Here is a 22,363-nt window from a genome sequence, read left to right on the forward strand (position 1 = left end):
AACCGTCTATCACGCGTAGACAGGACCGGCAGCCGCCGGAGCGGCCCAATTCAGCTCGCAATCGGGGAAAGAACAGTGGCCCTCAAGAACGTCATCGGTATCGACCACGCCGTGGTCATGGTCAAGGACCTCGACAAGGCCGCCGAGAACTATCGGCAGCTCGGCTTCACCGTCTCCCCGCGCGGCACCCACAGCGTCCATATGGGCACGGGCAACTACACCATCATGTTCGATCCCGACTATATGGAGCTGCTCGGCGTGCTCGCTGCGACCGAGCTCAACGCCCCGGCGCGCGCTTTCCTCGACAAGCACGGCGAAGGCATCGAGCGCATCGCCTTCACCTCGGTCGATTCCGCCGCAGGTGCCGAAGAGATCCGTGCACGGGGCCTGGAGCCGATCGGCCCGACCGATTTCGAACGGCCCGTGACGCTGCCGAACGGCACGGTCTCGGCGGCAAAATTCCGCACCTTCATGTGGCCGACCGTGGAGGCGCCCGGCGGCGTCCGCATCTTCGCCTGCCAGCACAAGACCCGCGAGACGGTGTGGATTCCTGAATTGATGAAGCATGCCAATGCAGCCAGGCGGATCAAGCAGACGCTGATCGCAACGCCTGAGCCCGCGAAAGAAGCTGCGCACCTCGGCCAACTGATCGACCGCGAGCCGAAGGCAGAGGCGGACGGCGCGGTCACCGTGCCCTCCGGCGGCGATCGCGCCGACTTCGTCTACCTGACGCTGGACCAGCTCGCCAAACGCTATCCCGGCGTGCCGCTCGCGGGCCTCTCCGAGCGCGGCGGCGCGGCGCTGGTGCTCATCAGCGGCGACCTCGCGGCAACCGAGAAGGCGCTCGGTTCGGCAGCCATGCGCAGCGGGGGCGCCATCTGCGTGCCGCCGGCCAAGGCCAACGGCACCCTGCTCGCCTTCGTTGCCGGCCGATCTGAACCAATTCTTTAGCGTTCAGGGTCCAAGCGCATGTTCAAAGAGGGATCGGCGATCGCCTATGACGCGCCGGCCGAGCCGAAGAAGTGGCCGTCGGCGAAAGGGTAGAGGCAGAAGGACCGAAGCCCGCCCTATCTCGTCTACAGCGGCACGCTCGCCGACTGCGTCCGCGAGTTGAGGGGCAAGCCGATCAAGGCCACCTCGCTCTACGACATCATGACGAGGCCGCAACCGGCCTTCCAGACCGTGCTGCGGCCCGGCGACGCCGCCGAGATCGCGATGCGCAAGGATTTTCCCAAAGATCAGTTCGAGGTCCGCCCGCCGGTCGGTCTGCTCCGCTGCTTGGAGGAGGATTCCGTCGGCGCATCGAGGAAGACGACGGGTGTACCGCGCTTCACGTTCTCGCCGAGCACACGAGCGTCCCAATTGGTGAGCCTGATGCAGCCGTGAGACGCGGACTTGCTGACCCTGTCGGGCTCTGCCGTTCCATGAATGCCGTAGCCCTGCGCCGACAAGCCGATCCAGTACGAACCCACCGGATTGTTCGGCCCCGGCTTGATGTCGAACGGCCTTTTGGATTTGACACTCTTGAACTTGTACTCGGGATTGTAGTGATAGGTCGGCTGCTCGTTGGTGCCGGTTACCTTCAACGTCCCCGTTGGCGTCGGGCGGTCCGGACTGCCGATTGACGCCGGATAGAACGCGATGAGACGACCGGTCTCGTCGAACGCCTTCAGTGTTGCGTTCGTCTTGTCGATCTCGACCCGCGCAATCCGCGGAAGCTCCCGTCGCGCCGGAACATTGGCCACGACAATCGTCTCGCCGGCTTTGTCGAAGGCCTTTCTTGGATTGAGCGCCTTCAACAGCTCCTCGCTCATGTGGAATTTTTCCGCGAGCCCTTCGAGCGGACTGGTGTAGCTCAGCGCCTCCAGCGACTTCATGTCATCGAGCTTGGCCGGCAGCTTTTTGAGGAACGGCCCCTTCACATCTGCTTCGGTGATCTTGTAGTCGACGACGACAGGACCTTCGCTCGCCGTGCTCAGCCTCTCCCAGAGCTCCGGTGCTATGCCCGCGTCGGATGCGATCCCGTTCTGCTCGGCGAATGCCTTCAGCGCCTTCTGCGCGTTCTCGCCGAATTTGCCGTCGATCTGGCCGGGAGAGAATTGGGCACGATCGAGCAGGATCTGAAGCTTCAACACCGAAGCGTTGATCTTGTCGGTCGCCGGCTGCTTTTCAGGACGCGCAGCATCGTTCACCGCTGCTGCGTCGAAATTGCCCGCGAATGCCGGGCAGAGCAACCAGAGCGACATCACCGCGCCAAGCATCCATCGCACCATGATCGCTCTTCCCAGCTCGCAACAGCGATCCGCAAAGCCGCGGAGAGTTTCTCATCAGGAACACCGTAGTAGCACCGACGGAACCCATAAGACCGCAGCTTTGCCGCAATCGCGCGGTTAAGAACTCCTTATCGCCGGCGCATCGCTGGCCGCTCACCCCACAGTTCGAGGTTGCCCCAGTAATGCGATTTGTCGTCGCGGCTTGCGCCGCATTTCTAATTCTGATGTGCGATCTCGATCCGTCGGCGTCCCGGCAAACATCAACATTCGACACCACTGTTCTTCAGAACAATCATGCCTTGCCACTTGTTCCGGTGGTCGAGCTCTTCCTTGCCAGCGTGCAGGCCATCGAGCTCGCCAATGCACGCGCGGCCTATGAGGAGAAGAGCGATCCGCCACGCGCGAGCGAAACCGTCGCCGAGGGGCCCGTTTCACCGACAGACCGGTTCTGCCACGCGCTTCGTGAGGCAGCCGAAACCAGCGGCATTCCGGTGCCGTTCTTCGCGCGCCTCATCTGGCAGGAGAGCCGCTTCAAGTCCAACGAGGTTAGCCACGCCGGCGCGCAGGGCGTCGCGCAATTCATGCCCGAGACCGCCGCCGAAGTCGGGCTCGACGATCCGTTCGATCCCATGAAGGCGCTGCCGGCATCGGCAAAATTCCTGCGCAAGCTCCGTGACGATTTCGGCAATCTGGGCCTCGCAGCCGCCGCCTACAACGCAGGCCCCGGCCGCATCCAGAAGTGGCTTGCGAAGGAGAGCGAGCTGCCGCGAGAGACACGCGACTATGTCCGCATCATCACCGGGACCAGGGCCGACGACTGGACCGAGCGCGCGGAAGCGCTTGCGATTCGGATCGACCTGCCGCGCGAAGCGCCGTGCGAAGGCGTCGGCAGCCTCTCGAAAGCCAGGGATGTCGCCTGGGTTCCGGTCAACCTGACGCCTTCGGTCACGACCATCATTCGCAAGGGCGAACAGCTTGCCGCACGGCTGACCGCGAACCGCGCCCGCAAGCGGTTCGCGACCTTGCTCCGGAAGAACACTTCGGCTCACGGCAACGCGCGCAGCATGATTGCAGCACGCGCGGCCGGAAAGAGCGCGAAGACCCGCGCTATCCGTTTCGCGGCGCGCGAACGGACTTCGGGCTGATGCTCTGATTCGGAAGTCGCTCGACAGAGCGACTTCCGATCGGCGGGAGGCTAGTCGATCTCCTCGATCACGCGACGCTCGCGCGGCTCGATGACGTAGGTGCGCGTGTCACGGTGGATGTAGCGATATTCCCGCAGGTCCGGCGCATCGTGATAGACGGTGCTCGGAAATTCTTCCACCTCGACGCTCTCAGGAACGCGGTCGCCGACACGAATCTCGGTGCGTGCCGTGCTGCCGGTGGTCTGCCGTTCGCTCCGTCCTTCGGTGCGGGTCTTCACATGCTTGCGGATCGCTTCACGATCGCGATCTGAGAACTTGCTGGCGCTACGCTCGCGCGTGGTCGTCGTTGTTGCGGTGGACTGCCCCGAATATGGCAGCACCGTCACGATCTTGTAGGTCGCCGGATCGACCACGACGATCTGATCCTTCACCAGCGCGAAGCTGTAGCCGCGATATTGCGGCACGATCTCGACGACGTCAGGCGGCAATGTCGAGAGATGCACGTCGCGCGGCACCACGGTGCCGACATTCAGCGAGAAATTCACGCTGGTCAGCGGCCGCACGTTCAGGCGCGAGATCGAGGTACTGATCTTGGTCTCCTGCTGCTTGTTGAGGTTGACGTCGGTCTGAGCGGCCGCCTGTGAATTGGTGCCGGACCGCTCGCCCTGCGCCTGATTGCTGGCTGGCGCATTCGGCGACTGTTGCGCCTGGTTGGCCCCAGATGCCGCGGGCGCCTGCTGAGCCTGATTGGCCGGCGGCGGATTGGACCGATCCTGCGCCTGGTTCGTGTTCGCCGGTGGCGGGTTGGCGCCCTGCTGCGTCGCAGGCTGGTTGCCGGCCGTGTTCGAGCCTGCCGCGCCGCTCTGCGGCCGCGTGGACGTGTCCGCGCTGTTGGCAGCATTTGAGGTGCCGGAACCGGAGTTCGCAGACCCGGAAGGCGGTGCGCTTGTCTGCGCATTCTGCGCCGAGCTTCCTGTCGGCGGTGATTGCTGCGGTTGCGATGTGGTCGACTGCTTGTCAGCCGCGCCCGATGGCGAGGTGGTGGACGGCGCGGTGGAATTTGATTGGGATTGCGGTGTCTGCTCGGACTTCGTGGTCGTGCTTGGCGATTGCGCAAGAGCGGCGCTCGCCAGCACCAGCCCTAAGGCGGTGGTTGCCAACAGGCGGATCATGGTTCACTCCATTTTATCAAATGAACATTGGCTACTAACTTGCGTTAAAACGCTCTGTTCCACTTTTTCCCGAGAGAAGGACAGACCGCCGCCACGGAACTGCGATGCCATCGAAGAGCGCCGGAATCATCGCCTATCGGAAGGGCCGCAGACTCGAGGTTCTCCTCGTTCATCCCGGAGGCCCGTTCTGGCGCAACAAGGATCTCGGTGCATGGTCGATCCCGAAGGGGGAGTATGCGGGCGAAGAAGATGCGGAAATCGCCGCGCGGCGGGAGTTTGCCGAGGAGCTTGGACTCGAGCTGTCCGTGCCGCTGATCGCGCTTGGAGAGGTCAGGCAGCGCGGCGGCAAGCTCGTCACCGCGTTCGCAGCCGAGTTCGACATCGACACGCGCAGCATGCGTAGCAACACGTTCGAGATTGAATGGCCGCCACGCAGCGGCAAACGGCAGACCTTCCCGGAGGTCGACCGTGCCGAATGGTTCGCGCTCGAAGAGGCGAAGGAGAGGATCAACGCAGGACAACGCCCGCTGCTTGATCGGCTGAAGCGACTGGCCAGCGGCGAATAGGCGCGCCGCTCAGACCGGCTTGTCGTCGCTTGCGGGAGAGGGTTGGGGAGAGGGTGTCTCCGCATTGGGAGTCCCCGAGAGGAAAATGCCCTCACCCGGCGCTACGCGCCGACCTTCCCGCAAGCGGAAGCGGTTAAGGGAGGCCCGCAGCGCGATCATGCGCAAACGCAAGCCTCCCTATTCCGCCTTGATGCTCGCGGCCGCCACGACGTCGGCGAGCTCCTTGGTCTCCTTCGCGATCTTGGCGGCGTACTCAGTCGGGCTGAGCACCGAGACCACGCCCTGCGAGCCGAGCTTATCCTCGACCGACGGATCCTTGGCAGCAGTGATGATCTCCCGGTGCAGCGTCTCAAGGATCGGGGCGGGTGTCGCCTTCGGCATGAAGAAGCCGACCCAGAACGAGATGTCGAAGCCGGGATAGCCGGCTTCCGCGACGGTCGGCACATCAGGCAGCGACGGCAGCCGCTCGGCTGAGGACACCGCGAGGGCGCGCAGCTTGCCGGCCTTCACCAGCGGCACCGCGGAGAGCGGATCGAACACCGCCAGCACCTCCTGAGCGAGCAGGCCGACCTCGGACGCCGAACCTCCGCGATAGGGCACATGGATCATCTTGATGCCGGCCTTCTGGCTGAGCAGCTCCATGGCGAGATGGGCGAGGTTGCCGTTGCCGCCCGAGCCGTAGGCGAGCGCGCCGGGCGCGGCCTTCGCGGCGGCGACGAGATCGGCCACCGATTTGATGTTCGCCGTCTTGGGATTCTCGGGATTGACGACGAGCACGAGCGGCGCCGAGACCACGGTGGTGAGCGGCGCGAAGTCTTTCTCCGGATCGTAGCGGATATCCCTGAACAGCGTCTTGTTGAGCGTGATTGTGGACGAATTGCAAGCGAGGATAGTGTAGCCGTCCGCGTCCGCGCGCGCGACGCCTTCGGCCGCGATCATGCCGTTGGCCGGCGCGGTTCTCGACCACGAAGGGCTGTCCGAGCTTGTTGCTTAAGCGATCGCCGATGATGCGCGCGACGACGTCGACCGGGCCGCCGGCGCTGAAGCCGACCATGATCTTGACCGGCCGCGCCGGATATTTCTGCGCGAGCGCCTGTGTCGTCACGCACAATCCGGCGACAATCGCCAGCAGGCGAAGCGTTCGTTGCATTCGTTCCCTCCCCAGACCTCATCGCGCCGCTTGTGCATGCTTGTTGGTGCGACGCGCTCGTAGATCATGATGAGCGGCTCCGCCAAAATTCGCAATCACGTTTGCACACCGGCATTCCGCCGCGCGGCACGAGAGAGCAGCTCTGCAACAAAAGATGCGAAAACAACCCCATGCACAGTAGCCGACCGCTGTCGGAACAAGGGCTTGCGCAGGACGAGCGGAGTTTCTGGTATTACGAAATCGAATTGACTCGTCGGGCAAAACACTGGCAGAATATCATCATCGCAGCAGCCGTGAGCGTCCAGGCCGGTCCAGCCCCCGGGCACATCGAGCTGGCTGCGCGTAAGCCCTTCATCGACATCTGAAAATCGCAATCACCGCGCGCCGAGCGCGACCCGCCTTCGCGCGGCAAGCGCTCGCGCCTCTTCCGGCAAGGAACCCAGGACATGACGACATCTCTCAATTGCACCAGCACGGCACCCACCGCGGCAACAACGGATCGCAGCAGAGCCACGCCTCGCATCAAGCTCACCCGACGGCGCTTGACGATCCAACATCCCGACCCGCAAGCTGGCGAGCGGCTGCTGGCCGAGGCGCTCGGTGCCGTCGATCGCGACGCGCTGCATGGCATTCTCAAGCAATTGCTCAAGGCCAGCGTGATCAACCAAAAGCCGGACGAGGCCAATCTCGCCTTCATGATCTCGATGATGAAGAGCATCGGGCCCAGGGATTCCATCGAAACCATGCTGATGGCGCAGATGGTGTCCGTCCACGTCGCGGCGATGCGCTCCGCCTTTCGCCTCGCTCTCACCGAGAATCTTCAGCAGCAGGAAGGCATCACCCGTGCATTGACCCGGTTGGCCCGCACGTTTGCAGCCCAGACCGAGGCGCTCAGCCGCCACCGCAGCAATGGCGAGCGCGCCATCACGGTGCAGAACGTGTCGGTGCAGGACGGCGGCAGCGCTATTGTGGGCAACGTCACCCAGCATGCGAGCGTGATCGTTGCGCAGCCAGGCGCGGCCGAGGCAGAAGCGGTCCCGGCACGCGAGGGCGGACAAGGCGGACTCGGCGTGGAAAACGACGCGAGCGCATGAGCAGCGAACACGTCCGCAACACGGATGCAATGCAGTCGAGCCTGCGCTGCGGCGCACGGACGCGCAGCGGCACCGTCTGTCGTGCGCCGGCAATGCACGGCAAGGTCCGCTGCCGCATGCACGGCGGCGCACGGAGATCCGGCGCGCCGAAGGGAAATCAGAATGCGCGGAAGCATGGAATGTTCACAAAGGATAGCGCCGCCGAGCGACGGCAGGTTCAGGTCTTGCTGGATGAAGCATGGAAGCTTCTGAATGACCTAAAGTAAGTTGCGTGCGCCCGACGTGTCAGATGGTCCGTGGGAGGTCAGTCAGATGCGCTGTCGCTCCCGAGAATCGTGCCATGGGCACGCCATCGCCACGTCATGAATTCGTCGCCTTCGGCGACCTGCTCCGGAGGAACGACCGCCAGCGATTTTTGTTGGCGGCCTATCAGGGATGGAGGTTTCCAATGAGAGTTAGCGACGCAATGACCCACGACGTGCAGCTTTGCACACCCCAAGACACCATCAGGGAGGCCGCCGAGGCGATGGCGGCGCTCAATGTCGGGCTGTTGCCCGTCACCGACGATGACCGCCTGGTCGGAATGATCTCGGATCGCGATATCGCCACGCGAGGTGTCGCGATGGGCTTGGGACCGGATGCGCCGGTCCGTGACGTCATGACGGCAGATGTCAAATATTGCTTCGAGGACCAGGACATCGACGAGGTCACCCGCAACATGGCCGACATCCAGGTGCGGCGGCTGCCCGTGCTCAATCGAGACAAGCGGCTGGTCGGCATCATCTCGCTCGGCGACATCGCCGTGTGCAAGCCGGGCGACGGTGCCGCGAAGGCGCTGCACGGGATTTCACAGGCAGGCGGACAGCACGCGGGCGCGATCTCCGGCTGAAGCACCGTCGCGCCTCCCGAGGCGTTTGAAGGGGCAGCAAGATCAGCCACAGTCAGGCGGCGTCGCGAAGGAACTGGACAGGCTGCCCGGCTGCGCGCCGAACCAAATCGACGAGCGTAGGAGAACCGGCATGGGAACCGAGATCGCCTGGGTCGGCAATTGGCGAAATCAATTCGGCTCCATCTTGCGCATCACTAATGATGCGAACGGCCGCATCGAGGGGAATTTCGAGACCGCGCTCGAAGACAGCGGCTTTTACGGGCAAGCGGTGCCGATCACCGGGTTTCACAAGGGCAATTGCATCGCCTTTGTCGCGGTGGGCTCGTCTGCGACGGGCGATCGGGCCGTCTCCTATACCGGACTGTTGCGTCACGGAAAGATGGAGACCGCCTGGTTCGTGATTACAGACCAAGCGCTGAGCGCCTCCAGCGAGGGCGAGCCGGCGAAGCTGAAACCGGTGAATTGGTGGCGCGCCGTTACAACGAACGTCGATACGTTCGAACGGAGCTAGCGCTCAGCCCCGGATCCGACGATCCTGGTCGACAAACGACCCGAGGGTGCCCCAAACGGTGCGGCCACATGTCCGATCTCGTGCTGAACGATGCACGGCTGCCCCTCGCCGCCTCAAGCCCGATCTCCATACATCGAGCTAAGTCATGCGCTCGCCAGCGGCAGGGCTAGCGCGGCGTGATCTCATTGACGGCAGCAATCTGCAGCCCAGCCCCGTTCAGCGCTTCAGTGATCTGCTTGGCCAGCAGCTTGGCTTCTTCGGCTCCGATTTGGGCGTCAGGATGTCCCTTGAAGAACGCACAAATCGTCGTGGCTATGATGGTATTCACCTGGTGCGGATCAACCATTTGCTGCACGCGAAATTGCGAACGACTTCACCGGATCGGCGGTGCGTCAGCCTGCAGGACCGAGACGGTCATCGCAAGCCAAAGAACGAAAGAATGGCCGCGATCACAACGACTAGCCCTATGAGGTAAATCAGGCCGTTCATCGCAATTCTCCTTTTCGACGGGATGACTCGAATTTATTCGAGAGTCGTGGGCGCGTTCTTGGCATTACACTGCTGAACGGCCAGCTTCTCGAGCTCCACTTCCTTCTCTATGGCCGTTAGAGAGTTGCCGATCTTGTCGACGATCCTGACCAAATCGGTAGCTGAGATGCGAAGCCGCCTGCGTACAGACTTGACCTGCTCTGCGTTCGCAAGATCGAGCGTTGTGCGAATGGGCCGTGGCGGTTTTGAGGACAGCATGAGTAGGTCTCCTGACCGAGGTAAGAGCGACGATGTCTTTTTGGTTCCTATCGTCCGCCGATCGGAAGGCCACTCAAGAGCTGAGTACGGCAAGGCGGCGAATGGCAGCCGTCGCGGGCGCCGCGGAGCCCGCTACGACAGGTTCAGATGGCTGCCGTTATCCGCGCGGCGTAACGCCATGGCCTGTTGCCGCGCCGCGAACGGTTTCGAAGGTAGCCCGTTGCAGCGCGGCTCGCCTCTCGGCAATGGCATTGCTCAAGAGGTCGAGCACCAGCCCGAATGCCGCGAGCTCCTCTTCCTCGATAGCACCGTCATCGTAGCACTCGAGCGTCTCGGCGATGATGGCATCGGCCTCACGCTGCAGGGCAAGTAGTTCCTGGTTGGATTCCGCGGTCCGCGCGCTGGAAACCATGGCCAGGATTCTCTTGCGATGGCTGGTGTTATCGTCCCTTTCGTCGCGGTTCAAATAGCGGCGCAACCAGGCGGCGGCCGAGCCGATTCCGGAGAGAAGCAGGAGCCCGAACCAGAAGTAATCGCCATAGCGGTCGAGGAAGGTGCGTTCGTTGCCATCAATGACGGCCGCCGCTCCCCGATGTACCTGCAGCTCGGGGTCCTTCTCGAGGTCCGGCTTGGTGATGTGTGCCGCACCGGGGACCTGCCTCGCAATCGCCTGACGAACGGCAAAGAGCTGCCGGAAAAACGCGGCGACCGTCGTTTCGGACAAGGTCTTTCTCGCCACGATGAGGTGGCTGACGCTGACCGTCTCAACTTTGTCATCCGGCCAAGCCGGATCCGCATTGAAGACGCTGGGCGGAATCTCCTCGGTTTCATAGCGGGGGTGCTTCAGGGCGATCGCTTCCGATGTCTCGATGGGGAGAAACTTCGGCTCGCCGCGCACCCGCGCCGTTGCGGCCACGGCATCGGATGTGATCTTGCTGTCGAGGGGCCCGACCGCCATGAATGCATCGAGGGTGAGATCGCGTGCTAGTTCCTCGATTTGGTCAGTGCCAAATTGCGCGACCGCGACCTTGTCCGCCTGTACTCCGGACGCGCTCAGGATGACCCGCAGCAACGCGGCGTTCACCGGGGTCCGCCCGATCACGCCGACACGGCGTCCGGCGAGATCGGCGACTTCCTTGATTTTCGGCGAGGGTTTTCTTTTGGAGCTCTTGCCGGCAAGTCCAGACGGCGCCCATAGCACGACGAAATTCTTACGCACGACTGCAACGGTCTGCGCCTCGGCGGGCATTTCCAGATCGCCGCGGCCGACGGCAAGATCTGCCTTGCCTGCCCCAAGCAGGGCGAGAGACTCCACCGCCCCTTCGGTCTTGATCAGAGCCAGCCTGGTCGTTCGGCTTTCGCTGCCGAAGGCATCGGCCATCGCCTGAATTGTTCTGTAGTCGTCGCTGCCGGGCGGTCCGACGGCGATCCGCAGAATGTCCGGCCGTAACGCGTAATAGAGTGCACCCGCCGCAACGCCAAAAACAAGAAATCCAACGGCGAGGACCAACAGTAAGGAATTGCTCCTTCTCCGCTCTCGGCGGGCCGCGTCGCTGGTCGTCTGACTTGGACTCTCGGACGAAGACATTGCCGCTGCCGCCGCAGATCATGGCGCACCTGCCTGGCAGGATACCACGTTTTTCCTGAGTATAACGTCCTGGCGGCCGTCCTGGTTCACAAACCGTCCGAGGCCTGAACGCCTGCCAAGCGCGTCGTCGTGACGGCCGGCGCTCGGCAAGCGCCATGCTGATTGCCGGCTGTCTGCACCTGGTCATTTCGCGCGGTGATCCAGAAGCCACATTCCGGAATGAGGGGGTCCCGCTGCCGCCATTGGCGTCCGCCCGACGATCATGTACGCCGATCCGAAACCTTCCAGGGACGGGACGCTCATGACGACCGCTGCCACGGGAGATGGCACCCGCGCGCTGATCTTCGCGCTGCTCGCGCTCGCCTGCGGGCACATGCTTTCCACGTTGCTGCGCACGATTCCTGCGGTCAGCCTCGACCTGATGGCGGCGGATTTCCATATCGAGCCGCAGGCGCTCGCCAGCCTCACCTCGGTCTATCCTTTCGCCTTTGCCGCGGCGCAGATCCCGGTCGGGGCGGCGATGGACCGCTTCGGTGTGCGCCCCGTTTCGCTCAGCCTGCTCGCGGGAACCGTCATCGGCGCCATCGCGTCGGGGTTTGCGGCCGGACCTGCGAGCTTTGCCGTCGGGCAGGTGCTGCTCGGCGTTGCCACCTCGGGCATGCTGATGTGCCCGATGACGCTGGCGGCCAAGCAATTGTCGGCAAGTCGCTTCGGCCTATGGTCTGGCGCGATCCTCTCGATCGGCAATATCGGCATGCTGCTGTCGTCGAGCCCGCTCGCCTTCGTGGTCGACACTTGGGGCTGGCGCGCAGGGTTCTGGATCTCCGCGGCTGGCGGCGTCGCGGTGGCGCTCGCCGTGTTCGCGCTGGTGCCGCACCAGGCGGCCGAGCACAAGGACGAGTCCTCGCCACTGTCGCAGATGATCGAGGTGCTCCGGCTCGGACTGTCGCGGCCCCTGCGCGGCCTGATCGCACTGGCGCTGGTGTCGCTGGCGACCTCGCTGGTGCTGCGCGGCCTGTGGGGCGGGCCGTGGCTGATGCAGGTCAAGGACCTGTCGCGGGTCGAAGCCGGCAATCAGCTCGGCGCGTTCACGCTGGCGATGATCGCCGGCCCCTTGTGCATCGGTATGATCGACCGCAGGCTGGGCCGCCGCCGCGCGCTTGTGGCAGGCACGCATATGGCCGGGGCGCTGTTATTGGCGCTGATGGCATTGGGGGCACCGCATCACGCGGTTTCCGTGCTGTTCGGCCTTCCGGTGATGCCGCCGCAATACGACTTCGTGCTGTTCGTGCTCATTGGCCTTGCGACCTCTGCGCAGCCGCTGCTGTTCGGCATGTCCCGGCAGCTGGTCGATGCGCAGACAGCGGGCAAGGCGCTCGCAGCCGTGAACCTCGCGTTCTTTCTCGGCGCGGCCTTGATGCAGTCGGTCACCGGTGCGGTGGCGGCGCTCGCCGGGCTGCCGGCGGTGCTGCTGTTCATGGCTGCCATGCTCGCATTCGGCGTGCTGATCTTCTTGGCTTACACCTCGCCAAGCCCATAGGATGACGCGCCCGCTCGCCAAAGGAATCATTCATGCCTGTCGATACCAAAGCCGCCACCGACCGCCTCATGCGCTTCCTCTCTGTCGAGGGCGTAACGGGACAGGAGGCGGCGATCGGGCGTGAGCTCGCGGCCGCGCTGAAGGAGAGCGGCGTGCCGGCGAAGGCGATCCGGCTCGACGATGCCAACACGCGCATTCCCGTGCCGACCGAGACCGGCAACCTCATCGTCGACCTGCCCGGCCGCGGCGCTCTGCACAACCAGCCGCGTATCATGTTCATGACCCACATGGACACCGTGCCGCTCTGCGCCGGCGCCAAGCCGAAGAAATCGGGGCGCAAGATCGTCAACGACGCCAGGACCGCGCTCGGCGGCGACAATCGCTGCGGCTGCGGCGTGCTGGTGACGCTGGCCGCGGAGCTTGCCAGGCAGAAGCCCGATCATCCGCCGATCACGCTGCTGTTCTGCGTGCGCGAGGAGAGCGGGCTCTACGGCGCGCGCCACGTCAAGCTCGACGAGCTCGGCGCGCCGGAGATGGCGTTCAACTATGACGGCGGCTCGGCCTCCAACGTCGTCATCGGCGCGGTCGGCGCCGACCGCTGGACCGTCGAGATCTTCGGCCGCGCCTCCCATGCTGGCGTCGCGCCGGAGCGCGGCATCTCCTCGACGATGATCATGGCGCTCGCGCTTGCCGAGGTGAAGGCCGGCGGCTGGTTCGGCAAGGTGGTGAAGGGCAAGCGGCAAGGCACCAGCAATGTCGGTCCCGTCACCGGCGGCGAGGGCCGCCCCGCCGGCGATGCCACCAATGTGGTCACCGACTACGTGCATGTGCGCGGCGAGAGCCGCAGCCACGACGGAAAATTCTTCAAAGAGATCACCAGGGCCTACAAGGCCGCGTTCGAGAAGGCCGCCAAGAAGGTCACCAACGCGCAAGGCAAGTCCGGTCGCGTCAAATTCAAGGCGGAGACCGACTATTATCCGTTCCGCATGAAGGAGAGCCTGCCCGTGGTCAAACGCGCGATCGCGGCGGTGTCCGCGGTCGGGGGAACCCCGAACGTCCGCGCCGCTAATGGCGGCCTGGATGCCAACTGGATGGTCCGCCACGGCATTCCGACGGTGACCTTCGGCGCCGGCCAGAACGAGGCGCACACCATCGACGAGTGGATCAATCTCGACGAATACGACCGCGCCTGTGCGCTGGCCCTGCAGCTCGCGACGATGCGGTGAGCTGCCTTGCACGGTGCGCGCTTGCGGGGGCCCGCACATCGCCCTAGCCTGCGGGAAAAGCGCAGGAAGGAAACATGGCGCGCATTGCAACGACCGAGACCGGACTCTACCGAATCCCGCTGCCCGTTACGCTCTCCGACTCCATGCATGGCGAGATGGCGGCGTTCGAGCTGATCACCTGCCGCATCCGCGATGCTGACGGTGCCGAAGGCGTGGGCTACACTTACACGGTCGGGCGCAATGGCGGGGCGACTGCGGACATCGTCAAGCGCGAAATTGCACCGCTCGTCGAGGGCCGCGAGGCGGAGGACACGGAGGCGATATGGCATCATGTCTGGTGGGCCCTGCATTATGGCGGCCGCGGCGGGCCGGTGGTGCTGGCGCTCTCCGCGCTCGACATCGCGCTGTGGGATCTGAAGGCGCGGCGCGCGAAGCTGCCGCTGTTCCGTCTGCTCGGCGGTTTTGACGCTGCCGTGCCGTGCTATGCCGGCGGCATCGATCTCGATCTTTCGGTCGAGGCGCTGCTCAAGCAGACCGACGGCAATCTCGCCAAGGGATTTCGCGCCATCAAGATGAAGGTCGGCCGGCCCGACCTGAAATCCGACATCGGGCGTGTCTCCGCGATGCGACAGCATCTCGGCGACGGTTTTCCGCTGATGGCGGACGCCAACATGAAATGGACCGTCGAGGAGGCCATCCGCGCCGCCCGCGCGCTTCAGCCCTTCGACCTCACCTGGCTCGAGGAGCCGATCATCCCCGATGACGTCGCAGGCCATGCGCGGATCATGCAGGAGGGCTGTGTGCCGATCGCAGCGGGCGAGAATCTGCGTTCGCTGTGGGAGTTCAAGAACTACATCGCCAATGCCGCGGTGTCCTATCCCGAGCCCGACGTCACCAATTGCGGCGGCGTGAGTGCGTTCATGAAGATCGCGCGGCTGGCGGAGGCCTTCAACCTGCCCGTCACCAGCCACGGCGCGCACGACATCACCGTGCATCTGCTCGCGGCGTGCCCGAACCGCTCCTATCTGGAAGCGCATGGCTTCGGGCTCGACACCTATATCGAGCATCCGCTGGTGCTGAAGGACGGCATGGCACTGGCGCCGGACCGTCCCGGCCACGGCGTCGGTTTTGACTGGAAGGGGCTGGCGAAGCTGGCGGCGTAGAGTGCTCCGTCAAGCCCGGCCATGACGATGCGGCTGCAAGTGAGGCATTCCATGGCGCTTGATGCAGGGCACGGATATTCCGCTATGGTGCCGCCGCCAATCCCCTGCGAAAGACCCCCATCTTGACACCCGAGCTGCACCAGAAATTGACCGCGTGGCGCCGCCATCTGCATGCGCATCCCGAATTGTCCCTGCAGGAGAAGGAGACCTCTGCCTTCGTGCAGGACAGGCTCACCGAGCTCGGCATCTCCTTCGTCTCAGGCTTTGGCGGCCACGGCATCGTCGCGACCTTGATGCGCGGGCATGCGCAGAGGCGCGTCGGCCTGCGCGCCGACATGGATGCGCTGCCGATCACCGAGGACAGCGGCCTGCCCTACGCCTCAAAAACTCCCGGCGTGATGCATGCCTGCGGCCATGACGGGCATACCGCCTCGCTGCTCGGCGCGGCAGCACTGCTCGCCGCCGACACCGATTGGAGCGGCACGGTGGACTTCATCTTCCAGCCGGCCGAAGAAGGCTTTGGCGGCTCGCGCGCGATGGTCGCGGCCGGGCTGTTCGACCGCTTTCCGATGGAGCGGGTGTTCGGCTTTCACAACTGGCCGGGCCTTGCGGCCGGCACCATCGCGGTGCATGACGGCGTCGTCATGGCCTCGGGCGGGCGCATCACCATCACCATCGAGGGCCATGCCGGACATGCCGGCATGCCACATCTGACGCGCGATCCGGTGGTGGCGGCCGGCCACCTGATCGTGGCGCTGCAATCGATCACCTCGCGCAGCGTCGATCCGCTCGACACCGCAGTGCTCTCGCTCTGCACCATCGAAGGCGGCACCGCGCCGAACCAGATCGCCGGACGCGTCGTGGTCCGCGGCACGCTGCGGTACCATCGCGACGCGGTCAAGGATACCATCCTCGACGGGATCGAGCGCACCTGCGCCGGGATTGCGACGAGCTTCGGCGTCACGGTCACGCCAGAGATCATCTGGGGTGTGGGTGTGGTGATCAACACGCCGGCCGAAGCGGAGCTTGCCCGCATCGCCGCGGAGAAGGTGCAGGCTCCCGTGCGGCGCGATCTCGCGCCCAGCATGGCCGGCGAGGACTTTGCATTCTATCTCCAGCAGCGGCCGGGCGCCTTCGTCTGGATCGGCAACGGGGACTTGCGCGATGGCGCGGAGCTGCACGGCCCGCGCTACGATTTCAACGACGCGATCCTCCCCGTCGCATCGGGCTGGATGGCCGAGGTCGCCAAGATGGCGCTGGCGTCGAATTAGGCGCAGGCCTATTCAGGAGATCTCGCGCGGCAGCTTCCAGTCCGGCCGCGGCTCGCAAACCTCTTCCACCCGCTCGACATGATAGCCGGCAGGCAGCAGCCGGCCGCCGCCCTCCTCGTCGGCGACCGGGACGTCGGTCACCAATCCCTCGATCAAGGCGGCCTCCCACACTTCTTTCTCGGTCGGAAAGGGGTCCCCGATCTGCTTGTTGCCTTCGAACAGCGCGTACATCGGTTCAGTCCTGCGTTGATCAAGCTCACGAGCAACGTATCGGCCGCGCGGACGTTCCCTCCGGCAAATGGCAACGGATGGCACGTGAAACATGGCGCGCATTCTGATCGGCACCTCCGGCTGGCACTACGATTCCTGGCGAGGACCGTTCTTTCCCGAAGGCCTGCCGCTGAAGCAGCAGCTTGGCTACTACGCCGGACAGTTCGATACCACCGAGCTGAACGGCGTGTTTTACCGCACGCCGACGCCGGAAGCGGTGAAAGGGTGGCGCGAGCAGACCGGCCGCGATTTCGTCTTCGCCTGGAAGGCGTCGAAATTCATCACGCATTGGAAGCGCCTGTCGGACCGCTCCGTCAACAGCCTCGAGCTGCTGGAGGATCGTATTTCAAGGCTGGGCGGCAAGGCGGGGCCGATCCTGTTCCAGCTCCCGCCGCAATTCGAGGCCAACGCGGACCGCCTCGCCGCCTTCTTCAAGCTATTGTCGAGGAAACGGCGCTATAGCTTCGAATTCCGTCATCCGAGCTGGTACCAGCCGCGCATCCTGCGCATGCTGGCCGACGAGAACATCTCGCTGTGCCTGTCGGATCATCACGATGCGCCGGCGCCATGGAAGCGCACGGCGGATTTCGTCTATGTGCGCGGACACGGGCCGAGCGGGCGCTATCACGGGCACTATACCAAGACCATGCTGGCGCAATGGGCGCGGCGTATCAAGTCATGGAAGCGGCAGGGCTGCGACGTCTATGTTTATTTCGACAACGACCAGAAGAGCGCGGCGCCGGCCGATGCCCGGACGTTGAAGCAATTGCTGTAGCGCCCGGCCACACTGCGCTGCACCTGATTGTCGCTACACCAGGGTGGGACCTCATGCCGCCGATCGCTGCGGGACGCCGTCTTGCAGCGTCTCGAGCAGGCGCTGCTCTCGCTCGATCCGGCTCCGATAGAGCTGGCGCTCGCTTTCGGTCTTCGCGCTGGCCAGCAGCAGGCGATAGTGCTGGATCACCTTCTCGCTGCCGCGGATGAGGAGGTTGCGGACGTCGCTCATCGTTCCGCTCCCATCGCGGCGGAAGCCGATTGCATATTCGGGAGCGTGAACGTGGCGGGAAAGACATCGGCGGCGAGCGCCTCGAGCGCGGCCTGCTCTTCGGCGAGCCGTCGGTCGATGAACTGGCGTTCGATATCTGAGAGCTTCGTCTTCAGCAGGCGCCGATAGCGCTGGAGGTTGCTTCGGTGCGCACGAATGCGGGCCAGATCCTGGTCAAGCATCATCGTCACTCCTGACGGTCTTTCCACGGTCCTCTTGATTTCGATATATCGAAAGATAGTTCTTCCGGCGTGAAAAATATTCCGGCTTGTTACGCTGTCAAGATGCTCCTTCGCCGCTCCCCGCCTCGTTCCGTTTGTCCGCCGGACGCGAGCGTCCGCGATCGATTATTTTCGCTTCCCCTTGCAAGACCTTTGCGCCGCTCTCACTGGTTTTTCGCCGCGGGTGTTCAGTGGCGGGCGTGCTCGCAGCCATTCGGATTGGCTGCGCCCTCCTGTCATGGTCTAGATGACGCCATCTTGCCGAAGCGCCGCGATCGCGGCCTCGTCGTAGCCGAGCTCGGTGAGGACGAGATCGGTGTGCTCGCCCAGCGTCGGCGGGCGCGTTGCGATTTCGCCCGGCGTCTCCGACAGCCGCACGGCGGCGCGGGCGATCGGTGCGGGCTTCGGCAGGCCTGGATAGTCGACGTCCTGCATGAAGCCGGCGGCGCGAATGTGCGGATGGTCCAGCGCCTGTTGCGGGCTGAGGACAGGTCCGGTCGGAATCATGGCCTTGCCCAGGGTGTCGACAGCCTCCTGCGTGGTGCGCTCGGCGCACCAGCGCGCCATCCGCTCGCTGATGACAGGGCCGTTGTTGCCGCGGCTGATGTCGTCGGCAAAGCGCGCGTCGTTCAGCCACAGCTCCTCCTCGCCCATCAGCCTCGCCCAGCGCTTGAACAGCGGCTGACCCGTGACCTGGCACAGCACCCACCCGTCCTTGGTGCGGTAGATGTCGGCTGGCGCCGCGGTCTGGCCGAGGTTGCCGGTCGGCACGCGATTGACGTTGATGACGGCCTGCTCGATCAAGGTGGCATTGGTGAAGGACAAAGCCGTTGCGAGCAGCGCGCCCTCGACGATCTGCCCGCGCCCGGATTTGCCGCGCTCGATCAGCGCGGCAAGCGTTCCGAACGCGCAGTGCAGCGCCGTGCCGAAATCGACCCAATTCACCGCGGCCCGATACGGCGGATCGCCTGCGCCGGTCATGTACACCGCCCCCGACATCACCTGCCCCACGCCATCGAAGCCGACCCGGTCGGACCAGGGCCCCGGCCCGCCGAACGCGGTCGCCGTGGTCAGAATGATGTCGGGCTTGATCGTCTGCAACGACGCGTAGTCGAGCTTCATCGCGCGCAGGGTCTGCGGCGGCAGATTGGCGACGACAACGTCCGCGGTGGCAATCAGGCGGCGCATCACCTCCTGCCCCTCCTCCTTCATCGGATCGAGCGTAATGCATTTCTTGTTGCGGTTGACCTGGAGAAACAGCGCGCCTTCGCCATCGTCGCCGACCGGTGCCACGAAGCGATCCTCGCTGCCGTCGCGCTTTTCGACCCGAATGACCTCGGCGCCGAATTCGGCCAGCAATGTCGCGCAATAGGGCCCCGCGATATAGCGCCCGAAATCGAGCACGCGGACGCCTTCCAGAACTCCTCCCATTGATCGCTTCCCCCCTGATGTTTGCGCTCCAAATTACAGGGGCTGGCGGCCACGGCAAGGGAGGCCGGGCACGTTTCGCCAGTGCGACCAAACGTCGGATCCGCAAAGGAGCCGAAGCACGAGACTTGAACTCGCCGCGGCCATTCCTAAGTTTTGATGCTGCCGGGCCGCGTGTTCGGCAAAACGGAACTCATGCAGAGGATTGGGAAGCCCGCGCTTCGCGGGCGCGTATTCGAGGGAAGTCACATGAGAAAGCTTGCTCTTGCAATCGCCGCGGCAGCAACGCTCCTCATCGGAACGGTTGCGCCAGCTTCGGCCCACTGGCGAGGCCATCATCACTGGGGTGGTCCAGGCATCGGTCCGGCCGTCGCGCTCGGCCTGTTCACCGGAGCATTGGCCGCCGCGACTGCACCGCCGGTTTACTATGAGCCGGTCTATGGTCCGCCGGTCTATTATGGACCCCGATACTATCGGACCGTCCGCTATTATCCAGCGGCGTATCCCTATTGGTATCCCTGGTGAGCTGAGATAAGGCCCGGCCTGCAACCGGGCCTTATTGCTATCTTGCGTCGCCATCGCCTGAACGCACCCCTGCGGATGCGAGTACCTCTCACTGAGGGCGCAGTTGGTCTGCCAGGAACAGATGGCGGCGGGAAAAGTTCTGTCGGTACGATGCAGGTCCGGATGCGTACCGGGCCCAAACGAGCGCGCTAAAAAACGCGCCTCGAGGCTACCCGGCTGCGCAACGATATCGGACCTGGCTTTCGCATGAACAAGAATGTCCGCTTCAATCTTGGGTATGCTGTCGCCGCGATCTTCGCGGTCTTCTTGATCCAGCACCTGATCTCCGCGGCCCACCAGATAGCCGTGATCCCCTTTAGCGAATACCAGCAGCTCTTGCGTCAGGGGAAAGTCGATAGCGTGGGCATCTCCGACCGCACCCTGCAGGGCACGCTGAAGGAGCCGCTGCCGGGCGGCCAGAAGCAATTCGTCACCACGCGTGTCGACCACGACGTTGCGCAGGAGCTGGAGAAATACAACGTCCGTTTCACCGGGCAGATCGAGAGCACGTTCCTGCGCGACCTTTTGTCGTGGGTCATGCCCGTGCTCCTGTTCTTCGGCCTGTGGTGGTACATCGGCCGCCGCATGGCGGAAGGCGGCGGGATCGGCGGCGGATTGATGGCCATCGGCAAGAGCAAGGCCAAGGTCTATGTCGAGTCCAATACCGGCGTCACCTTTGCCGACGTCGCCGGGGTCGACGAAGCCAAGGACGAGCTTCGCGAGGTCGTCGATTTCCTGAAGAACCCGACCGATTATGGCCGCCTCGGCGGCCGCATGCCGAAAGGCGTGCTTCTGGTCGGCCCGCCGGGCACAGGCAAGACCCTGCTGGCCAAGGCCGTCGCCGGCGAGGCCAGAGTGCCGTTCTTCTCGATCTCGGGTTCGGAGTTCGTCGAGATGTTCGTCGGCGTCGGCGCCGCACGTGTGCGGGACCTGTTCCAGCAGGCGCATGAAAAGGCGCCGGCCATCATCTTCATCGACGAGCTCGATGCGCTTGGCCGGGCCCGCGGCATCGGCCCTTTCGCCGGCGGCCACGATGAGAAGGAGCAAACGCTCAACCAGCTGCTCGTCGAGCTCGACGGCTTCGATTCGCGCTCCGGGCTCGTCATCCTCGCCGCCACCAACCGGCCCGAAATCCTCGATCCCGCCTTGCTCCGCGCCGGACGCTTCGACCGGCAGGTGCTGGTCGACCGGCCCGACAAAAAGGGCCGCATAGAGATCCTCAAGGTGCACATGAAGAAAGTGCGCCTGGCGGCAGGCGTCGATGCGGACGCCGTTGCCGCGCTCACCCCGGGTTTCACGGGTGCGGACCTTGCCAATCTCGTCAATGAAGCCGCGCTGCTGGCGACGCGCCGCGCGGCTGACGCGGTGAGCATGAGCGACTTCAACAATGCGGTCGAGCGCATGGTCGCGGGCCTCGAAAAGCGCAATCGCCTGCTCAACGCCAAGGAGCGCGAGATCGTCGCCTACCACGAGATGGGGCACGCCCTCGTCGCGCTCTCCCTGCCGGGCACGGATCCCGTGCACAAGGTCTCGATCATCCCGCGCGGTGTGGGCGCGCTCGGCTACACCATTCAGCGACCAATCGAAGACCGCTTCCTGATGACCAAGGAGGAGCTGGAGAACAAGATGGCGGTGCTGCTCGGCGGCCGCGCCGCGGAGCTGATCGTGTTCGGACACCTGTCCACCGGTGCGGCCGACGATCTGCGGCGCGTAACCGACATCGCCCGCAGCATGGTGACGCGTTACGGCATGTCCGAGAGACTGGGCAGCGTCGCCTATGAACGCGATCCCGGCAACTTCCTTGCCGGCGCCGACCGTCCCTATCCGGTTCGCGAGCGCGACTATGCGGAAGAAACTGCGGCCGCAGTCGACCGCGAGGTGAAAGCCATTGTCGATCAGGTCTTCCAGCGCACCCAGGGCATCCTGAACACGCGGCGGCCGATCCTGGACCGCGCCGCGAAGAAGCTTTTGGAACGGGAGACACTGGAGCAGAGCGATATCGATGCGCTGATCCACGAAATGCCCAAGGAGGGGCTGCGTGCGATTTGAGCTTCATGACGCAAGACAGCTTTAAGTAGGCCGCTTCCGCCTGACCTCCGTTGAGAGTTCGATCATCTTCCTATTTGGCGGCGAGCCGTTTGAGAGGAGCGGCGAAGGCGAGCCTCCGCTCTTCGGCGCCTCGACCTCTATGCCGGGCTCGGCATGCCTGGCGTGCCATTCGATCAAGAGGTGGCCGGCCACCAAGATCACGCCGGCGCAGAACAGCGCAAGAGCCGCGCTGACAAGATCACGATAATCATCCATCCCACTAACCAGACATGCGCACCAGGCGAAGGGGGCCGACCAACCTGCCGGGCACGCGAATGGCATTCGGAGAACTCCACCGCGCGCGTGGACCAAATTGGAACGAAGGCTTCAGGTTTCAAGAGGCTGTCTGCATCGAAGAAAGGGGCGGGCCTCTCCTTGCCAATTTCAGCATCCAACATTCAAGTCGGAACCT

25 protein-coding genes are annotated in these 22,363 nt (G+C 64.3%); 15 read left to right on the plus strand and 10 right to left on the minus strand.

Annotation, left to right across the window (positions count from 1 at the left end; all coding sequences use genetic code 11):
* Nucleotides 1-75: 75 nt before the first annotated feature.
* Nucleotides 76-951 carry a VOC family protein gene (locus IVA96_RS12260; protein WP_247417388.1) on the plus strand — a complete coding sequence of 292 codons (876 nt, stop codon included), beginning with the start codon at nucleotides 76-78 and terminating at the stop codon, nucleotides 949-951.
* 287 nt (nucleotides 952-1,238) lie between these two features.
* On the opposite strand, the gene IVA96_RS12265 is transcribed toward IVA96_RS12260, so the two are convergent.
* The gene (locus IVA96_RS12265; RefSeq protein ID WP_247279232.1) at nucleotides 1,239-2,273 is read right to left on the minus strand and encodes a L,D-transpeptidase family protein; all 1,035 of its coding nucleotides are present in this window, start codon (nucleotides 2,271-2,273) and stop codon (nucleotides 1,239-1,241) included.
* Between the two features lie 182 nt (nucleotides 2,274-2,455).
* On the opposite strand from IVA96_RS12265, the gene IVA96_RS12270 reads away from it, so the two are divergent.
* Complete coding sequence (locus IVA96_RS12270; protein ID WP_247279231.1) at nucleotides 2,456-3,418, plus strand: lytic transglycosylase domain-containing protein; 963 nt, start codon at nucleotides 2,456-2,458, stop codon at nucleotides 3,416-3,418.
* Between the two features lie 50 nt (nucleotides 3,419-3,468).
* Here the strand turns inward: IVA96_RS12270 and IVA96_RS12275 are convergent, their stop codons facing one another.
* Nucleotides 3,469-4,590, minus strand: a complete 1,122-nt coding sequence (locus tag IVA96_RS12275) for a DUF1236 domain-containing protein (RefSeq protein WP_247279230.1) — start codon at nucleotides 4,588-4,590, stop codon at nucleotides 3,469-3,471.
* A gap of 104 nt (nucleotides 4,591-4,694) precedes the next feature.
* Between IVA96_RS12275 and IVA96_RS12280 the strand changes: the two genes are divergently transcribed.
* Nucleotides 4,695-5,156 (plus strand): NUDIX domain-containing protein, encoded by a 462-nt coding sequence (locus tag IVA96_RS12280; RefSeq protein WP_247279229.1) that lies wholly within the window; start codon nucleotides 4,695-4,697, stop codon nucleotides 5,154-5,156.
* A gap of 177 nt (nucleotides 5,157-5,333) precedes the next feature.
* Here IVA96_RS12280 and IVA96_RS12285 read toward each other — a convergent pair whose 3' ends face one another.
* The gene (locus tag IVA96_RS12285) at nucleotides 5,334-6,095 is read right to left on the minus strand and encodes a tripartite tricarboxylate transporter substrate-binding protein (protein ID WP_247417392.1); all 762 of its coding nucleotides are present in this window, start codon (nucleotides 6,093-6,095) and stop codon (nucleotides 5,334-5,336) included.
* A gap of 381 nt (nucleotides 6,096-6,476) precedes the next feature.
* Here IVA96_RS12285 and IVA96_RS12290 point away from each other — a divergent pair, with 381 nt between their 5' ends.
* From IVA96_RS12290 to IVA96_RS12305, 5 genes are all read left to right on the plus strand, one after another.
* Complete coding sequence (locus IVA96_RS12290; protein ID WP_247417395.1) at nucleotides 6,477-6,671, plus strand: hypothetical protein; 195 nt, start codon at nucleotides 6,477-6,479, stop codon at nucleotides 6,669-6,671.
* Between the two features lie 81 nt (nucleotides 6,672-6,752).
* Nucleotides 6,753-7,400 carry a hypothetical protein gene (locus IVA96_RS12295; RefSeq protein ID WP_247279226.1) on the plus strand — a complete coding sequence of 216 codons (648 nt, stop codon included), beginning with the start codon at nucleotides 6,753-6,755 and terminating at the stop codon, nucleotides 7,398-7,400.
* 29 nt (nucleotides 7,401-7,429) lie between these two features.
* Entirely contained in the window at nucleotides 7,430-7,666 is a 237-nt protein-coding gene (locus tag IVA96_RS35705; RefSeq protein ID WP_275974779.1) for an HGGxSTG domain-containing protein, read from the plus strand.
* A 182-nt stretch (nucleotides 7,667-7,848) separates the two neighbouring features.
* Nucleotides 7,849-8,289: a CBS domain-containing protein gene (locus tag IVA96_RS12300; RefSeq protein ID WP_247279225.1), complete on the plus strand. Its 441-nt coding sequence runs from the start codon at nucleotides 7,849-7,851 to the stop codon at nucleotides 8,287-8,289.
* A 130-nt stretch (nucleotides 8,290-8,419) separates the two neighbouring features.
* Nucleotides 8,420-8,800 carry an avidin/streptavidin family protein gene (locus IVA96_RS12305; protein ID WP_247417398.1) on the plus strand — a complete coding sequence of 127 codons (381 nt, stop codon included), beginning with the start codon at nucleotides 8,420-8,422 and terminating at the stop codon, nucleotides 8,798-8,800.
* A gap of 166 nt (nucleotides 8,801-8,966) precedes the next feature.
* Here IVA96_RS12305 and IVA96_RS12310 read toward each other — a convergent pair whose 3' ends face one another.
* From IVA96_RS12310 to IVA96_RS12320, 3 genes are all read right to left on the minus strand, one after another.
* Nucleotides 8,967-9,146: a hypothetical protein gene (locus IVA96_RS12310; RefSeq protein ID WP_247279223.1), complete on the minus strand. Its 180-nt coding sequence runs from the start codon at nucleotides 9,144-9,146 to the stop codon at nucleotides 8,967-8,969.
* A gap of 176 nt (nucleotides 9,147-9,322) precedes the next feature.
* On the minus strand, nucleotides 9,323-9,547 hold the full coding sequence (locus IVA96_RS12315; protein WP_247279222.1) for a hypothetical protein: 225 nt from the start codon (nucleotides 9,545-9,547) through the stop codon (nucleotides 9,323-9,325).
* Nucleotides 9,548-9,704: 157 nt separating this feature from the next.
* Nucleotides 9,705-11,135 (minus strand): TAXI family TRAP transporter solute-binding subunit, encoded by a 1,431-nt coding sequence (locus tag IVA96_RS12320; RefSeq protein WP_247279221.1) that lies wholly within the window; start codon nucleotides 11,133-11,135, stop codon nucleotides 9,705-9,707.
* A gap of 301 nt (nucleotides 11,136-11,436) precedes the next feature.
* Here IVA96_RS12320 and IVA96_RS12325 point away from each other — a divergent pair, with 301 nt between their 5' ends.
* From IVA96_RS12325 to IVA96_RS12340, 4 genes are all read left to right on the plus strand, one after another.
* Nucleotides 11,437-12,675 carry an MFS transporter gene (locus tag IVA96_RS12325; protein WP_247279220.1) on the plus strand — a complete coding sequence of 413 codons (1,239 nt, stop codon included), beginning with the start codon at nucleotides 11,437-11,439 and terminating at the stop codon, nucleotides 12,673-12,675.
* A gap of 32 nt (nucleotides 12,676-12,707) precedes the next feature.
* Entirely contained in the window at nucleotides 12,708-13,901 is a 1,194-nt protein-coding gene (locus IVA96_RS12330) for a M20/M25/M40 family metallo-hydrolase (protein ID WP_247279219.1), read from the plus strand.
* Between the two features lie 74 nt (nucleotides 13,902-13,975).
* On the plus strand, nucleotides 13,976-15,064 hold the full coding sequence (locus IVA96_RS12335; protein WP_247279218.1) for a mandelate racemase/muconate lactonizing enzyme family protein: 1,089 nt from the start codon (nucleotides 13,976-13,978) through the stop codon (nucleotides 15,062-15,064).
* Between the two features lie 122 nt (nucleotides 15,065-15,186).
* Nucleotides 15,187-16,335, plus strand: a complete 1,149-nt coding sequence (locus IVA96_RS12340) for an amidohydrolase (protein ID WP_247279217.1) — start codon at nucleotides 15,187-15,189, stop codon at nucleotides 16,333-16,335.
* A 12-nt stretch (nucleotides 16,336-16,347) separates the two neighbouring features.
* On the opposite strand, the gene IVA96_RS12345 is transcribed toward IVA96_RS12340, so the two are convergent.
* Nucleotides 16,348-16,566 carry a hypothetical protein gene (locus IVA96_RS12345; protein WP_247279216.1) on the minus strand — a complete coding sequence of 73 codons (219 nt, stop codon included), beginning with the start codon at nucleotides 16,564-16,566 and terminating at the stop codon, nucleotides 16,348-16,350.
* Between the two features lie 91 nt (nucleotides 16,567-16,657).
* Between IVA96_RS12345 and IVA96_RS12350 the strand changes: the two genes are divergently transcribed.
* A complete protein-coding gene (locus IVA96_RS12350) occupies nucleotides 16,658-17,380 on the plus strand; it encodes a DUF72 domain-containing protein (RefSeq protein WP_247417404.1) in 723 nt (240 codons plus the stop codon).
* 51 nt (nucleotides 17,381-17,431) lie between these two features.
* Here the strand turns inward: IVA96_RS12350 and IVA96_RS12355 are convergent, their stop codons facing one another.
* From IVA96_RS12355 to IVA96_RS12365, 3 genes are all read right to left on the minus strand, one after another.
* The gene (locus tag IVA96_RS12355) at nucleotides 17,432-17,611 is read right to left on the minus strand and encodes a hypothetical protein (RefSeq protein WP_247279214.1); all 180 of its coding nucleotides are present in this window, start codon (nucleotides 17,609-17,611) and stop codon (nucleotides 17,432-17,434) included.
* Nucleotides 17,608-17,832, minus strand: coding sequence for a hypothetical protein (locus IVA96_RS12360; RefSeq protein ID WP_247279331.1), 225 nt, complete (start codon nucleotides 17,830-17,832; stop codon nucleotides 17,608-17,610). Before IVA96_RS12360 ends, IVA96_RS12355 begins: the two co-directional genes overlap by 4 nt.
* Before the next feature lie 282 nt (nucleotides 17,833-18,114).
* Nucleotides 18,115-19,302 carry a CoA transferase gene (locus IVA96_RS12365; protein WP_247417406.1) on the minus strand — a complete coding sequence of 396 codons (1,188 nt, stop codon included), beginning with the start codon at nucleotides 19,300-19,302 and terminating at the stop codon, nucleotides 18,115-18,117.
* A gap of 246 nt (nucleotides 19,303-19,548) precedes the next feature.
* Here IVA96_RS12365 and IVA96_RS12370 point away from each other — a divergent pair, with 246 nt between their 5' ends.
* Together IVA96_RS12370 and ftsH are read left to right on the plus strand one after the other, a co-directional pair.
* Nucleotides 19,549-19,824 (plus strand): hypothetical protein, encoded by a 276-nt coding sequence (locus IVA96_RS12370; protein ID WP_247279212.1) that lies wholly within the window; start codon nucleotides 19,549-19,551, stop codon nucleotides 19,822-19,824.
* 246 nt (nucleotides 19,825-20,070) lie between these two features.
* Entirely contained in the window at nucleotides 20,071-21,912 is a 1,842-nt protein-coding gene (gene ftsH / locus IVA96_RS12375; protein WP_247417408.1) for an ATP-dependent zinc metalloprotease FtsH, read from the plus strand.
* Nucleotides 21,913-22,363 lie beyond the last annotated feature (451 nt).

The organism is Bradyrhizobium sp. 159, from assembly GCF_023073795.1.
In the GTDB taxonomy this organism is placed as follows: Bacteria; Pseudomonadota; Alphaproteobacteria; order Rhizobiales; family Xanthobacteraceae; genus Bradyrhizobium.